Source organism: Bradyrhizobium sp. UFLA05-153 (assembly GCF_054185185.1).
In genome coordinates this window covers 1-13,268 of record NZ_JBBIAM010000183.1, presented here as the reverse complement: position 1 = coordinate 13,268, position 13,268 = coordinate 1, and the positions used below count along the sequence as shown (strand labels likewise).

Here is a 13,268-nt window from a genome sequence, read left to right as displayed (position 1 = left end):
AGATTACTACAACGCCACGCGCACTCATTTGTCATTGAACAAGGATGCCCCGGTTCCTCGCGGTGTTGAGCGAGTCGAGAATATCGTATGCCGACCGATCCTAGGCGGACTGCACCATCAATATGGCCGGATGTGATTTACGGTAGGCACAGGCTGGTTTGCGACACTTACGGGGGTTCATTTGACTTCCAGTGAGTGACCGTTAATGGCGTTCGTGAACCCAACGGCGACGGAGAAGCTTCATGGTGGGTCAGCAGATCAGTAGTTTCGGATCGTGGACCTCCCCCATCACAGCCGGCGTGGCTGTCGCCGAAACCGGATCACTCTCAGAGCCGCGGATTGACGGCGACAATATCTACTGGATCGAGGGAAGACCCCTAGAGAAGGGCCGCAACATTGTCGTGGTCAGAGCCGCCGACGGCACGATCAGAGACGTTACGTCCTCCCCCTTCAGCGTGAGATCGCAGGTGTATAGCTACGGTGGAGGCGCCTACGCCGTCAGCAACGACGTCATGTATTTCGTCAATTTCGGCGACAATCAAATCTACCAGCAGGTTGCGGGCAGCGTTCCGACGAAAATCACGTCGAGTGCGAATTGCTTGTTTGCAGACATTTGCGTCGACGCCGCTCGAAATCGGCTAATCGCGATCAAAGAGGAACGCCCGAACGGTGACATCATTAAAGCGATCCATACGCTGGTCGCCATCGACATCGCGACGGGCCGTGAAGCAACGCTCGACAGCGGATGTGACTTCTACTCCTCGCCGACGCTCAACGTCGATGGATCAAAACTTGCGTGGCTAAGCTGGCAACATCCAAACATGCCGTGGACTTCCACTAATCTGAATCTCGCAGGTCTCGATCAGGCAGGCACGCTGACAGACAAACAAATTGTCCAGGGCGGTTCCGAATCGATATTTCAGCCACAATGGTCGCCGGACGGGAGACTCTACTTCATTTCCGACCGCACAGATTTCTGGAACCTGTACCGTTGGAACGCCTCCGGCGTGGAGCACATCTTGGCTCGAGACGCGGAATTCGGTGTCCCTCAGTGGCTGCTCGGCCTCTCGACCTACGCGTTTATGTCACCCGAGATTCTGATCTACTCGTTTGTCCAAAACGGTAGATGGCGACTGGGCCGACTAGAACTGCCGACATTGATCGCTCACGACTATCCGATGGAATTTTCCTCCTTGTCGGGTGTGCACGCGACGGCAACGACAATAGTGATCCGTTATGCCACCATGACATCGCCGCCGGCAATCGCGACCGTCGATGTGAACACGGGAGCGGTTTCGCCGATCAAGCTCTTGGTCTCATCAGCCAGCTTGCAAGATTTCCAGAACTACTTTTCGACGCCGCAATCGATCGAATTTCGAACAGGCGATGGCGAAATTTCCCATGCCTTCTATTATCCTCCCTACAATCCAGACTGGCGGGCGCTAGCCTCGGAAAGGCCTCCGTTGCTCGTGAAAAGCCACGGCGGGCCAACCACCGCGACCGATTCGGCGCTCGATCTTTCGGTACAATTCTGGACCAGTCGGGGATTCGGTGTCCTTGATGTGAACTATCGCGGAAGCACTGGGTATGGAAGGAAATACCGGGAAAGGCTTTACGGCCAATGGGGTGTCATTGACGTCGCAGATTGCATTTCAGGCGCGAAATTCCTTGCCGCTCGTGGCGATGTCGACGACCGAAGGTTAGCGGTCAGGGGCGGCAGCGCTGGCGGCTACACGACGCTGTGCGGGCTCACCTTTCATACCGAGTTTGCCGCCGGTGCGAGCTACTACGGAATCAGTGATCTGATTGCACTCGCGACCGAGACGCATAAGTTCGAGTTACACTACACCGACTGGCTCATTGAGCCATTTATGTCCAACAGCGCACTTTACCACGACCGTTCACCGATCAATTTCGCCGACAGGCTCTCCGCCCCAGTGATATTTCTTCACGGTAAGGACGATCCTGTCGTGCCGATCAATCAGGCCCAAAGCATGTACTCCGCGCTTCAACGACGAAACGTCCCGACCTGTCTTCTTATATTCCAGGACGAGAAGCACGGATTTCGTCAGTCCGCACATCTTCGCCAGGCGCTTGAAGCGGAGCTCTTGTTCTATTCCATGAACCTGACACGGGCCCCGCTTACTTCGTGATGTCTCGTATACGATCGTGCAGGGTTACCGATCCCATGCCCCCGCGTGCAATGCGGCGTAAGCGAGGCTAGGGAACTGTGTGCCACGGACAACAGTCACCCCGCGACGAAGCCGAGTGACGCCGCCGGATGTTGATAGTTCAGGGCGGCGCGGTGTATCTTTATTTTCTAAACTGAATCATCGGCAGGCTTGAGGGCGAGGAAAGGCCATGCGCGCCTTGATCCTAGCATTGTCCATCCTAGCGATCGTCGACAGCGCGCACGTTGCTAAGGCTGGTCTAAGCAGCATGCCCCGCGAAACGTTGGCACCCGCCGATACGGCGATCGCTACCGACGAAGCGACTCAGGAGACCGAGGATCAGATCGGCCTAACCAAGGCAAAGCGTCGTGAAGTGCAACGTGGGCTAACAAGGCTCGGGTTCGACACCAAGGTCAATGGGAAGTTCGACGAATCGACTCGCGCCGTCATCGCGCGCTGGCAGGAGGAGCACAGCTATCCAACGACTGGCTTCCTCAACGCCGCCCAGCACAAGGTACTAATGGACGCCGCGACGGAGGCTGGCAAATCTGAGCATCAAGACCGTCGTCGCGCTGGGAGCCGTGCTCGCTATTCGCGTGGTGTCGGCGGTCCAATCGGCGCGATCGGCGGCGCGGTGCACAGCGTAGTGGGGGGCGTGGCCGGACTATTCCGCAGGTGACTCGTCCAGCCTCAAGATAGTTGGAAACACGCCGCGCCATTGCCGCGCGGCGGTTCGTACGCACACCGATCACACCGCGTCAGTGAGCTATGTCACAACGGTAGTCTACCGCTTTGATAGCACTTTTTGGCTATCAACGGAGCGAACCAATGAAGCCGACACCGGTACTGGGACCTGAAGTCACCTTTTCGTCCGATATCTTCGCGAAAGCACCGCAGGTGCTGGCGCTTCCCAACAACCACTTCGTTCTCGCCTGGGAGGATGGAACAAACATCTTCGCCCGACTGCTCGATGCGAGTGGCAGCTTTGTCGGCGGCAACTTCCTATCAGTGTTGTCCGCCAATGATCCGAAACAATTGACCAGCCCGCGATTGTTCCGCCAGACCGACGGGCACGTGGTTGTAACGTATCAAGAGCAATTTGGTTTCCACGACGTTGATGTGCTTTGGCACCTCGTCGATACTAACTTCACCACCAGCGGCGGTGCCGTAACAATAGAGAAATCGGCGTTCAACGAGCTCCTGCAGGGCGTCACGTCGAGGACGGGCGGCGGTGGAGCGATCGTGTTCCAAATTCCCCAGAATTTCGGCAACGACTTCCCCGCCTATACAGTTCTGCGCTTCGTCGATCAGCTGGGGAATCCCGCAAGCAATCAAATCTTCGTCGGTCCTCATTCCGGCGAGACACAGCAAAACGCCGCGGTAGCCGGGCTTCACAATGGCAACGTTGTCGTCGCGTATGAGAATTTCAACGGGACGACAGCGCAGCGCAATATCCGAGCGCATATCTACCGACCAGATGAGACCGACGTCGCCGGCGAGCTGGATTTTACCTCGGGTAGTCCCACAAACCCAGCCTTTCCGGCAGTTGCGGTTCTTAAGGACGGTTCATTCGTGGTCGCTTGGCAACAGTGGCAAGGCGTCGCATTCAGCCGCGTATCGCAGGAAGGTGTGATCGATCCGAACAAACCCGTAAATATCGTCCCAAAGTCATCCGGCGCCTTTTTGCCCAAGGTCGTTGCGTTAAATGACGGCGGTTTCCTTCTCGTTTGGACAGCCGGGTCCGGTCACGAGCAGGATGGATCCCCAAACATGGACTTGTTTCTGCAGCGATACCAGCTCCAGAGCAGCGGTCTCAACCCGGTCGGCACGCAAGTTCATATTGCAAGGCCGGGCGACCAAGGATTGTTCCAGTTAAGCGTCGCCACGCTCCCCGACGGTCGAGTCGTCCTTGCCTATGCGAGTGAGACAGGTGACGCTACCAACATCACCACGCTGAGTTACCGGTTTGTGTTCATACCCCCCATCCCTGTGGACCCCTCCGCCCCGGAACCGCTCCCTCCGTTGGACGCACGCGCGCCCGCTTAGGGCGGCGCGCTCCACGCGGCCACAGTGTCACGTCCGCGCATGACGCGGATCGCGACGATACCGAACTTCTTGAGGTCGATACCCGTGAAGTCGACCGATGGAAGTGTCACGCTAAATTCGTCGACGGCGCATTCTCTTATAGAGGATGGTGCGTCGACGGATTTTTGCGTGACATCCTGGACCGTCTCTCGCGCTCCGTGGCTTGCACCCCGATGCGCGTCGCGGAGCAGGCGTAGAGGTAAGTGAAAAGGTTGGTGCTTGGTCCCAAGCGTTTGAAAGTGCTAAAAGATCGACTCCAAAATGGGTTTTGGTACTTAGCCCGAATTAGTGACAAGATGCGGTTGAGGTCGTCACGTGAAGATTGCGCAAGCACTGGCAGTCGCGGCCCGAGCACGGATCAGGCGGCGTATTGGGTCCGATTCCGCTGCGGCACAGAGTGACAGCACCGGAACGCTGTCAACACCCGAGCGTCCGGTTGCCTTGCGCGATGCACGCGGCCGTTACCTGAAGCGTTGGGCTGGTGGTCCTGGTCGGGCGCCGCGCGACGCGCTGAGGGAGATGTACGTCGACGACCTGTTCGCGGTCTGGAAGCGGCATGGTCGGCAGGCGCCCCGGCTGAAGCCGATCAGGAATATGCGATCGCCCTCCTCATAGAGGCTGATGATCGCTAGCGTAGCAATCGACGATGTTCTTGGTGATACCAAGCCCGGTCGCCATGCTGAGACCGTTGTAGATCCACCGCATCCAGCCGACCTTGAAATGGCCGCCATCCACTGCCGAGCCGAGGCCGGGATCGTAGAAGGCCACCAGCTCGGATGGCTCTATCTTGGTATCCGGACCGACGCGGCAGGCTCGGTAGAGCTTGTAGACGTTGGTCCGTGCTTCATCGAAATTGATGCCGCCAGCCTGACCCGTGCCATCGGAAAAGATCACTATATTCTTCGGCATTGCACACTGTTCCCCCAAAGTGCGCTATTTGCCGGTCTGTACCACAGATTGTGGCGGCCGGGATGTGAAGCAGCCGGCTATCCACGCATCTCTCGCGTATTTGAGTCATCTGAGCGTCAAGTCGCCGGTATTCCATAAACGTCTCGCTTGGTTTTGCCCCTTATCCTGACGCTTTCAGGTCAGTCCCTTGGCCTGGCCGTCCCAGGGTGGGGCGTCATGCTTAGTGAGCGGACGATTGCCTCCGGACCTGCCGCGCCGTCCAATCGGGCCGCGCAGTATGTGCGCATGTCGACGGATCAGCAGAAATATTCGACCGAGAACCAATCCGAGGTGATCGCCTCTTATGCCAAGAGCCGCAATCTATCGATTGTCAGAACTTACTCCGACGAGGGCCTGAGCGGTCTGTCGATCGACTGGCGCGATGGGCTCAAATCCCTGATTGCTGACGTCGAAAGCGGTCGCGCAGATTATGACTGGATCCTGTCTATGATGTCAGCCGCTGGGGCCGCTTTCAGGATGCCGATGAAAGCGCCTTCTATGAGTTCATCTGCAAAAGGGCCGGCATCTCGGTCCACTACTGTGCGGATGAATTCGAGAATGACGGCAGCCTGGCGTCCATCATTCTCAAGGTGAATAAGCGCGTCAGCGCAGCTGATTTCAGCCGCCAGCTTTCCAAGAAGGTATTTCTTGGCCAGTCGCGCATCACCCGCATGGGTTTCTGGCGCGGGGGGATGCCGGGTTACGGGCTGCGACGGCAGCTCATCGAGGAGAATGGAGCCGTAAGGCAGACGCTCGAATACGGACAGCAGAAGTATCTCCAGACGGATCGGATCAAGATCGTTCACGGACCAGACAGCGAGGTAGAAGCCGTCAGGCGGATGTTCAACGCTGTTGCCTTCGAAGGAAAGTATCTCGGCGATATCGCGTCCGAGCTGAACGCCGAGCATATCCGCACCTCGCGCGGCCACCGCTGGAGCGGCGAAACAGTCGGGAAGATCCTTGCCAATGAGGCCTACACGGGAAGCCTTATCTTCAACCGGGCTTCTTTCAAGCTGAAGCAGCGGCGCATCGAAAATCCCCGGGAGATGTGGATTCGATACGACGATGCATTTCCCGCCGTCATTCCAGTTGAGTTGTTCAACAAGGCGCAGGAGGTCATGCGCGCACACCGTGAGCGGCGCAGTGACCAGGAAGCCATCGACCGCCTTGCGGCGCTGGGACGCGAAAAGGGCCACCTGTCGACGGCGATTATCGCTGCTGCCGACGGGATTTTGTCGGCCGAAAGCTATCGGCGCCGCTTTGGGACTCTGGTCGCGGCTTACGCCTTGGCCGGCTATCAGCCCGAGCCCTATCAGCGCCGCGCCGTGACGACCGCAAGGTTCCGCGCGCGCATGATTGCAATGGCTGACGAGATTGTCGCCAAGATCAACGGTCTCGGCGGTGCGGCCACCCACGAACCAAAATCCGGAATCCTTCGCCTCGACGATGGCTGCGGTATAGCCATTGGCTCGGCTCGTGCGGTTACCAGCGGCGCGAAGCGCGTACGCTGGACGATCTATGCCAATCGACGAGCGAACGCCGAGCTCACGCTGATCGTCCGAATGGATGCGTCCAATGACACGATCGCCTGCTGCTACCTGCTTCCGACATACGATCTTGCTCAGGTGAAGGGGAGAATCCTGCGCATCTCGAGTCCGATCTTCGCTCATGCCTGCCGCCACGAAAGTCTGGATGCGTTCTGCCGCCTATGCGCTGGCGTTGACGAGAGGAAAGCAGCATGAAGCGACGTCGCAAGATCGAATCCATCCCTATCGCGGCGATCAAGGTGCTCAATCCGCGTGCGCGGAGCCGCTCCCGTTTCAAGGAGATGGTCAGAAGCATCGGGACGGTCGGTCTGAAACGACCGATTACCGCAAGCAAGGGGAAAACGGCCAACGGATACGAGCTGGTGTGCGGCGAGAGGCGGATGGAGGCGTTTTCAGTACTCGGACAAGCCGACATTCCGGCTATCCTGGTTGAAGCGTCCACTGAGGACTGCATCCTGATGAGCCTGGTCGAGAACATTGCTCGGCGGCGGCACTCTCCGATTGAACTTGTCAGCGACATCGGCCGTCTCGCCAAATCCTACAAGGCTCCGGACATCGCAGCAAAGCTCGGTGTCACGCAGGATTTCGCACGGGCAATAGCCTATCTGATCAAGCACGGTGAAGACCGATTGATCGGTGCGGTCGAGCGCGGCATCGTACCGCCGACTCTCGCCGTGGAGATCGCAAGAGCCAAGACCCCCAAACTGCAAGGAGCACTGCTGGAAGCCTTTGTGAACAAGAAGCATACCAGCAATCAGATCGAGAAGATGCGCAAGCTCGTTGAGCAGCGCCATCGAAAATCCATGAAGGCCCAATTCGCCGACGAAAAGATCAATGCTGCCTCGCTGGTCCGTGCCTACCGACAGGAAACAGAGCGACAGCAGCTCGTGGCGAAGAAGGCTGATCTAACGCATGCGCGTCTTGTCTTCGTCATCAACGCGCTCAAGGCCTTAATGAGCGAGCGCATGTTTACGTCGCTCTTGCGCGAGGAAGGGCTCGACAAGCTGCCCCTCCCGGTTCTGCGCCGGATATCGGCGGGCGTTCCATGACGAAGAGTCCCGTCCGTCTGGCATTTGAGCCCGAACTGGTGGTTCTGCCGCTCAAATCTTTGCTACCGCTCAGGCAGATAACCGACCGCATCCGGCGTTCCCACAAATACAAGGTGATCGCCGCGTCGATTGACGAAGTCGGCGTCATCGAACCGCCTGTCGTCTTTCACAAGCCGGACCAGCGCGGCCGGTATCTCCTGCTGGATGGAGCCCTGAAGAGAGACATTTTGCTCGCGAAGGGCGAGACCGAGATCGAATGCCTGCTCGCCCTCGACGACGAAGCCTATACCTACAACAAGAAAGCGATCCGGCTGGCGATCGTGCAGGAGCATTTCATGATCCTGCGCGCCATCGAGCGCGGCGTGTCCGAAGAAAGGATCGCGAGGGCCTTGAACGTCAAGATCGAGCAGATCAAGCGCCGCCGGAAGATACTGCGGGGAATCTGCCTGCAGGCCATTCATCTGTTGCGGGATAAGCCGGTCAATCCGGTGACGTTCGACAGCTTACGCAAAATGCGAGCGCCACGCCAAATCGAAGCCTGCGAATTGATGGTCGCCGCCTCGAATTACTCTTCGTCCTACGCAAGAGCCCTGCTCGCAGCCACCTCCGATGATGGGCGTTTACAACCCCAGAAGCGCGGCGTTCCAGCCGTGGTGACCGCGGCGGATCTTGCCCTTATGGAGCGAGGGCTCAAAGAAGTGCAACAGAAGGCCGCCGTCGTGGAAGCATCCTACGGACGGGACATGCTCGATTTGGCGATTGCCGCTCGCTACGTCTCAGAACTGCTCGGCAGGCAGACCATCGCTCGATATCTCGACGATAATCATCCGGAGATGGCCAAGGAGTTCAGGTCCATCCTATCGGCAACCTTGGCCGAGCCTTCGAAAGAGACATCTTCCCGCAGGAAAGGGCCCCGGAAGACACGGACGCGATCTAGACGGCTCGCCAACGTCTCAGTCTCATTGCCGCGGGTGCTGCAGTAACTGCACGCATTCAACAGGCGTCTCCGCAAAGTCTGCGTTCCCATTTTGTTCGCGGTAACATTCCACGAGCACTGCGGATTTCGCTGGCGCGGTGTGTCCAATTGCGGATGAATAAGAAAAGAGCAGGGGGCACTGTCGGAACTGCGCCGCCTCGTTCGTCTTGAGTCCGTGCCGTCTCTATGTATCTGGAGTTTTGCGTATGGCCCCGCGCGCCAATTGGAAGGGTTTTCTGCGTCTGTCGCTCGTCACCTGCCCGGTCGCGCTGTATCCAGCCACGTCTGAGAGCGAAAAGATCTCGTTCAACCAACTCAATCGACAAACGGGCCACCGCATCAAATACCTGAAGGTTGACGCCGACACCGGCGACGAGGTGCCCAACGAAGATATTGTCAAAGGCTACATGCTCGACAAGGAAACCTTCATCGAGGTCTCCAAGGAGGAGCTTGACGAGCTGGCACTCGAATCGACGCGCACCATCGATATCGACGAGTTCGTCGAAAAGTCGGAGATTGATCCGCGCTACCTTATCCGACCGTATTACCTTCGCCCCGATGGCAAGGTCGGGCACGATGCATTTGCCGTGATCCGCGAGACCATCCGCGAAATGAACAAGGTCGCGATCGGCCGCGTCGTGCTGACCAACCGCGAGCATATCATAGCGCTTGAGCCGCTCGACAGGGGGCTGGTCGGCACGCTGCTTCGTTACCCATACGAAGTCCGCTCCGAAAACGAATATTTCGACGAGATCCAGGACGTCAAAGTCACGAAGGACATGCTCGATCTCGCCAGGCACATCGTCAATCAGAAGTCCGGATCGTTCGAGCCAGAGAAGTTCGAAGATCACTATGAAGCTGCCCTGATCGAGCTCATCAACGAGAAGCGCGCTGGCAAGCCGATCAGGGCCAAGGAGCGGCCGCAGGGCGAAAACGTCGTCGACCTGATGGAAGCGCTCCGTCGGAGCGTTGGCGGCGCTGCGGCCGAGGCCCCGGTACCGAAGAAGGCGGCGAAAAAGCTGCGAAAGGCGTCAGCCGGGCAGAAGGAGATGCTGATGCCGATCGCCGGCAAGAAGCAGGCGAAGGAGACGGCGACGAAGAAGCCGGCGTCCAGGTCACAGCGGAAATCGGCCTGACGCCATCGATGTTCGCCCTCACCTTTCTCGGGACGTCGGCGAGCGTTCCGTCGGCCGAACGGAGCCACCCCGCACTTCTCGTCGAGGCGGGGAGCCATCGCGTCCTCGTGGATTGCGGGGAGGGTACGCAACGCCAGTTGCTGCGCAGTCGCGCTGGCTTCCGGCGGCTCGACCGGATTTTGCTGACCCACGGTCACTTCGACCATGTTCTCGGCATTCCCGGACTGTTTTCGACTCTGCGGCTTCGGCGAAGTGATGACCTGATGACGATTCACGGTAGCCCCGGCACCCTCGAAGTCGTCGTCAGGATGCTCGCGGGCCTGTGGGGAGAGGGGCGGGCGCCGATTCCGCTTGAGCTGGTGCCGTTGACGGAAGGTCGCGTCCTCGACGCTGGCGAGTTCACGATCGGCTGCTTTCCCGTCCGGCATCGCGACACCGACAGCTTTGGCTTCTCCTTCGAAAGCCCAGTCCGCCGCCATCTTCGGACGGACCGGCTTGCGGCCCTGGGAGTGCCAGACGGTCCAGTGCGCAAGGAACTGGCCGAAGGAAAGCGAGTGATGCTCGCGGACGGCAGGACAATCGATCCCGAAGACGTCCTTGGGCCGCCGGAGGGGCGAAAGAAGCTAGTGATCGTGGGCGATGCCGAAACCACGGAGGGATTGAGCGAAGCGGTTCGCGACGCCGACGTCTTGGTGATCGAAGCTACGTTTCTGGGCCGCGACGCGGCCACAGCTCGTGACTATGGACATCTCACTGCGAGTGAAGCGGCCGCCCTGGCGGCCGCGAGCGATGTCAAATTGCTGGTTCTGACTCATATTTCCGGCCGATACACCGATCAGGAAATACTAGCGGAGGCGACGGAGAGGTTTCCGAACAGCCGGGTTGCAATCGATTTGGATCGCATCGTGATCTAACCGGTCGGAGAGCGGGCATGGCGAGGAAGCTAAAGACTTACCAAACGTCGTTGGGCTTCTTCGATCTGGCAATCGCGGCGCCGTCGATGAAGGCTGCTCTGGCAGCCTGGGGCGCGGACAGCAATCTTTTCCATCAGGGCGCGGCGAAGCAGACCGACGATCCAGACGTCATTGCGGCGACGATGGCGGCACCGGGCGTTGTTCTGAAGCGCCCAGTCGGGTCAAGCGGGGCTTTCAAAGAGAAAGCCGAGCTGCCTACCGATCTCGCCGGAGACGATAGTTCGAAGAAGTCGGGTCGAAAGTCGCAGACCCGCGGGCCACGGAAGCACCTGAAGCCGAACCACGTCAGAGTGGCGGACCAGGAGGCCGCGCTTGCGTTTGAGAAGCAGACGGAGCGCCGCGAGCGTGAGCGTGCGAAGGAACTAGCCGCCCAACAGAGGGAGCGCGAGCGGCGGCAGCACGCCATCGACAAGGCGCAAAGTGCGCTGGACGCCGCACGCCAGAAACACGAAGAAAAAGCCGCGGATATTCGGGCCGAGCTTGAGGCTGTCGAGGAAAAGTCGCGGGCCGAACAAGCGCGTTGGGAGAAGGAGCGGGAACGATTAGTAACCGCGCTGCGACGGGCGCGAGGATAGTCCTGTTCAAATCCCGAAATCCAGTTGCGGCTCTGTGTCGATTTCGTCTTGCAGAGAAGACAGCGACACCCCCAATAGGCGCACCGCCTTTGGAAGGGGCATGTTGTCCTGCAGCAGGCCAATCGCCAGATGTGCGAGCTCATGGCGGTTCGCGATAGCCGAAGACACGGATCGGCTGCGCGTGATGATCTCGAAGTCTGCGAACTTCACTTTGAGCGTCACCGTTCGTCCCTTAGCGCCTGCCGACTCGCAGTGCCCCCAGACCTTGTCGATCAACGGTTCGAGCTCTGCCACCATGGCTTCGAATTCGGTTAGATCGATCGAGAATGTATTTTCGGCGCCAACCGACTTTCGGATCCGGTTCGCTCGAACAGGCCGTTCGTCGACGCCACGCGAGATCCAGTAATAGTAGGTTCCGGACTTGCCGAAGTTCTCCTGGAGGAAGGCGAGGGTCTGGTTGCGGATGTCGAGGCCGGTCCAGATTCCGAAGGCGTTGAATTTGGCGGCGGTCGCCGGCCCGATGCCGTGAAACTTCTCGACGGGCAGCGTCTCGACAAAGGCCGGTCCCATCTCCGGTGAGATGACATACTGACCGTTCGGTTTGCGATGATCGGAGGCGAGCTTCGCCAAAAACTTGTTGTAGGAGATGCCTGCCGAGGCGTTCAGGCCTGTCTCAGCCTTGATCTTCTCGCGGATCCGTAGCGCAACGTCTCTGGCCAGCGGGATGCCCTGCAAATTCTCGGTGACGTCCAGGTAGGCTTCATCGAGCGATAGTGGCTCGATGATCGGCGTGTGCTCGGCGAAGATCTCGCGGATCTGCCGGCTGATCGCCTTGTAGACCTCGAACCGCGGCTTGACGAAGATCAGGTCGGGACACTGCCGCTTCGCGGTGACCGAGGCCATGGCGGAGCGAACGCCGAAGTTGCGGGCTTCGTAGCTCGCGGCGGCGACGACGCCCCTCTCTGCCGAACCACCTACCGCGACCGGCTTCCCGCGCAGGTCGGAGTTATCCCGCTGCTCGACAGACGCGTAGAAAGCGTCCATGTCGATATGGATGATCTTGCGATGGAGCGCGGTCGAGATGCCATGTTCCGGATCGGGAGAGACCATGCGCGGATTGTACAGGGATCCGCAAGCCAAGTCGCGGCGAAGTCAGCCTCAATCTTCCGACGAGCATTCAGGGCAGGTGTCGCCGATCGAGTCGAGCACCTCGTCGATCGCTTGGGCGGCCGCTTGCGACGAGACCCCGGGCGGCGGATCCGTCCGAGCGATCTGGAACGCACGCTCGCGGGCATGCGGATCGGCGCGGTCCTGCATCCAGCCATGTGCCTCGCACTCGCGGATGGCGCCCGCTTCCTGAAGCGCGGAAATCGCCCAGCCGCGCAACGTCCGGATCGCCGACCGTCGTTCTTTCGTCATCAGCATCGAAATCGTTCCTGCCGGGACGAATCCGCCCACCTCGTATCTGTTCCGGGCGGTTAGCACATGGCAGGGATTCGCAATCGTGGTGGCTGCGGCTTTTCCACCTGTTCCGCCGCCTTGTGCACATGCTACGCCGCCAGTGCGGGGTCTTCTTTCTCGCCGCTTGCGACGATTTTCAACATCCCATCTGGAAGGGGATGCTGCAGCACCTTGGCCTCGTCCCAGGGGGCGCGCAGCCAGGTATCGTACTCCTCGGCCGTCGTCAAAATGGCCGGCATTGCCTTCGGGTGGACCCGTTTGACCTCTTCGTGCGCATTCCAGGGATGGTGATCAGGTGTTCCAGACGATGGTGATCACGGATTCCAGTGATCGTGATCAGGTTCGG

The 13,268-nt window shown here is 59.2% G+C and carries 13 protein-coding genes and 1 pseudogene; 10 read left to right on the top strand and 4 right to left on the bottom strand.

Annotated elements, in window-relative coordinates:
• Positions 1-242: 242 nt before the first annotated feature.
• From Q2941_RS47830 to Q2941_RS47820, 3 genes are all read left to right on the top strand, one after another.
• Positions 243-2,153: a S9 family peptidase gene (locus Q2941_RS47830; protein WP_458196988.1), complete on the top strand. Its 1,911-nt coding sequence runs from the start codon at positions 243-245 to the stop codon at positions 2,151-2,153.
• A 208-nt stretch (positions 2,154-2,361) separates the two neighbouring features.
• The gene (locus tag Q2941_RS47825; protein ID WP_458196987.1) at positions 2,362-2,850 is read left to right on the top strand and encodes a peptidoglycan-binding domain-containing protein; all 489 of its coding nucleotides are present in this window, start codon (positions 2,362-2,364) and stop codon (positions 2,848-2,850) included.
• Between the two features lie 149 nt (positions 2,851-2,999).
• On the top strand, positions 3,000-4,217 hold the full coding sequence (locus Q2941_RS47820) for a hypothetical protein (protein WP_458196986.1): 1,218 nt from the start codon (positions 3,000-3,002) through the stop codon (positions 4,215-4,217).
• Between the two features lie 648 nt (positions 4,218-4,865).
• Here the strand turns inward: Q2941_RS47820 and Q2941_RS47815 are convergent.
• Positions 4,866-5,165 carry a phospholipase effector Tle1 domain-containing protein gene (locus Q2941_RS47815; protein WP_458196985.1) on the bottom strand — a complete coding sequence of 100 codons (300 nt, stop codon included), beginning with the start codon at positions 5,163-5,165 and terminating at the stop codon, positions 4,866-4,868.
• A gap of 216 nt (positions 5,166-5,381) precedes the next feature.
• Between Q2941_RS47815 and Q2941_RS47810 the strand changes: the two genes are divergently transcribed.
• The 7 genes from Q2941_RS47810 to Q2941_RS47780 all read left to right on the top strand — a co-directional run bounded on the left by Q2941_RS47810 (position 5,382) and on the right by Q2941_RS47780 (position 11,461).
• On the top strand, positions 5,382-5,798 hold the full coding sequence (locus tag Q2941_RS47810) for a recombinase family protein (protein ID WP_458196984.1): 417 nt from the start codon (positions 5,382-5,384) through the stop codon (positions 5,796-5,798).
• Entirely contained in the window at positions 5,795-6,946 is a 1,152-nt protein-coding gene (locus tag Q2941_RS47805) for a recombinase family protein (RefSeq protein ID WP_458196983.1), read from the top strand. The genes Q2941_RS47810 and Q2941_RS47805 overlap by 4 nt, the downstream gene beginning before the upstream one ends.
• Positions 6,943-7,800, top strand: coding sequence for a ParB/RepB/Spo0J family partition protein (locus Q2941_RS47800; RefSeq protein ID WP_458196982.1), 858 nt, complete (start codon positions 6,943-6,945; stop codon positions 7,798-7,800). Before Q2941_RS47805 ends, Q2941_RS47800 begins: the two co-directional genes overlap by 4 nt.
• Before the next feature lie 38 nt (positions 7,801-7,838).
• Positions 7,839-8,783 (top strand): plasmid partitioning protein RepB C-terminal domain-containing protein, encoded by a 945-nt coding sequence (locus tag Q2941_RS47795; protein WP_458196981.1) that lies wholly within the window; start codon positions 7,839-7,841, stop codon positions 8,781-8,783.
• Between the two features lie 199 nt (positions 8,784-8,982).
• Entirely contained in the window at positions 8,983-9,912 is a 930-nt protein-coding gene (ku, locus tag Q2941_RS47790) for a non-homologous end joining protein Ku (protein WP_458196980.1), read from the top strand.
• Positions 9,913-9,920: 8 nt separating this feature from the next.
• A complete protein-coding gene (locus Q2941_RS47785) occupies positions 9,921-10,826 on the top strand; it encodes a ribonuclease Z (RefSeq protein WP_458196978.1) in 906 nt (301 codons plus the stop codon).
• Positions 10,827-10,843: 17 nt separating this feature from the next.
• Positions 10,844-11,461 carry a cell envelope biogenesis protein TolA gene (locus Q2941_RS47780; RefSeq protein WP_458196977.1) on the top strand — a complete coding sequence of 206 codons (618 nt, stop codon included), beginning with the start codon at positions 10,844-10,846 and terminating at the stop codon, positions 11,459-11,461.
• A gap of 6 nt (positions 11,462-11,467) precedes the next feature.
• On the opposite strand, the gene dinB is transcribed toward Q2941_RS47780, so the two are convergent.
• The 3 genes and pseudogenes from dinB to Q2941_RS47765 form a co-directional block, all read right to left on the bottom strand.
• Complete coding sequence (gene dinB, locus Q2941_RS47775) at positions 11,468-12,571, bottom strand: DNA polymerase IV (RefSeq protein WP_458196975.1); 1,104 nt, start codon at positions 12,569-12,571, stop codon at positions 11,468-11,470.
• Between the two features lie 48 nt (positions 12,572-12,619).
• Positions 12,620-12,886, bottom strand: coding sequence for a hypothetical protein (locus Q2941_RS47770; protein ID WP_458196974.1), 267 nt, complete (start codon positions 12,884-12,886; stop codon positions 12,620-12,622).
• 125 nt (positions 12,887-13,011) lie between these two features.
• A pseudogene (locus Q2941_RS47765) lies at positions 13,012-13,188 on the bottom strand (SOS response-associated peptidase); the annotation flags it as partial.
• Positions 13,189-13,268 lie beyond the last annotated feature (80 nt).

Excerpts from the sequence above, each read along its gene's own strand:
- Q2941_RS47820 (WP_458196986.1), top strand. The coding sequence starts at position 3,000 with ATGAAGCCGACACCGGTACTGGGACCTGAAGTCACCTTTTCGTCCGAT.
- Q2941_RS47785 (WP_458196978.1), top strand. The coding sequence starts at position 9,921 with ATGTTCGCCCTCACCTTTCTCGGGACGTCGGCGAGCGTTCCGTCGGCC.
- Q2941_RS47800 (WP_458196982.1), top strand. The coding sequence starts at position 6,943 with ATGAAGCGACGTCGCAAGATCGAATCCATCCCTATCGCGGCGATCAAG.
- dinB (WP_458196975.1), bottom strand. The coding sequence starts at position 12,571 with ATGGTCTCTCCCGATCCGGAACATGGCATCTCGACCGCGCTCCATCGC.
- Q2941_RS47810 (WP_458196984.1), top strand. The coding sequence starts at position 5,382 with ATGCTTAGTGAGCGGACGATTGCCTCCGGACCTGCCGCGCCGTCCAAT.
- Q2941_RS47830 (WP_458196988.1), top strand. The coding sequence starts at position 243 with ATGGTGGGTCAGCAGATCAGTAGTTTCGGATCGTGGACCTCCCCCATC.
- Q2941_RS47770 (WP_458196974.1), bottom strand. The coding sequence starts at position 12,886 with ATGCTGATGACGAAAGAACGACGGTCGGCGATCCGGACGTTGCGCGGC.
- ku (WP_458196980.1), top strand. The coding sequence starts at position 8,983 with ATGGCCCCGCGCGCCAATTGGAAGGGTTTTCTGCGTCTGTCGCTCGTC.
- Q2941_RS47815 (WP_458196985.1), bottom strand. The coding sequence starts at position 5,165 with ATGCCGAAGAATATAGTGATCTTTTCCGATGGCACGGGTCAGGCTGGC.
- Q2941_RS47780 (WP_458196977.1), top strand. The coding sequence starts at position 10,844 with ATGGCGAGGAAGCTAAAGACTTACCAAACGTCGTTGGGCTTCTTCGAT.
- Q2941_RS47825 (WP_458196987.1), top strand. The coding sequence starts at position 2,362 with ATGCGCGCCTTGATCCTAGCATTGTCCATCCTAGCGATCGTCGACAGC.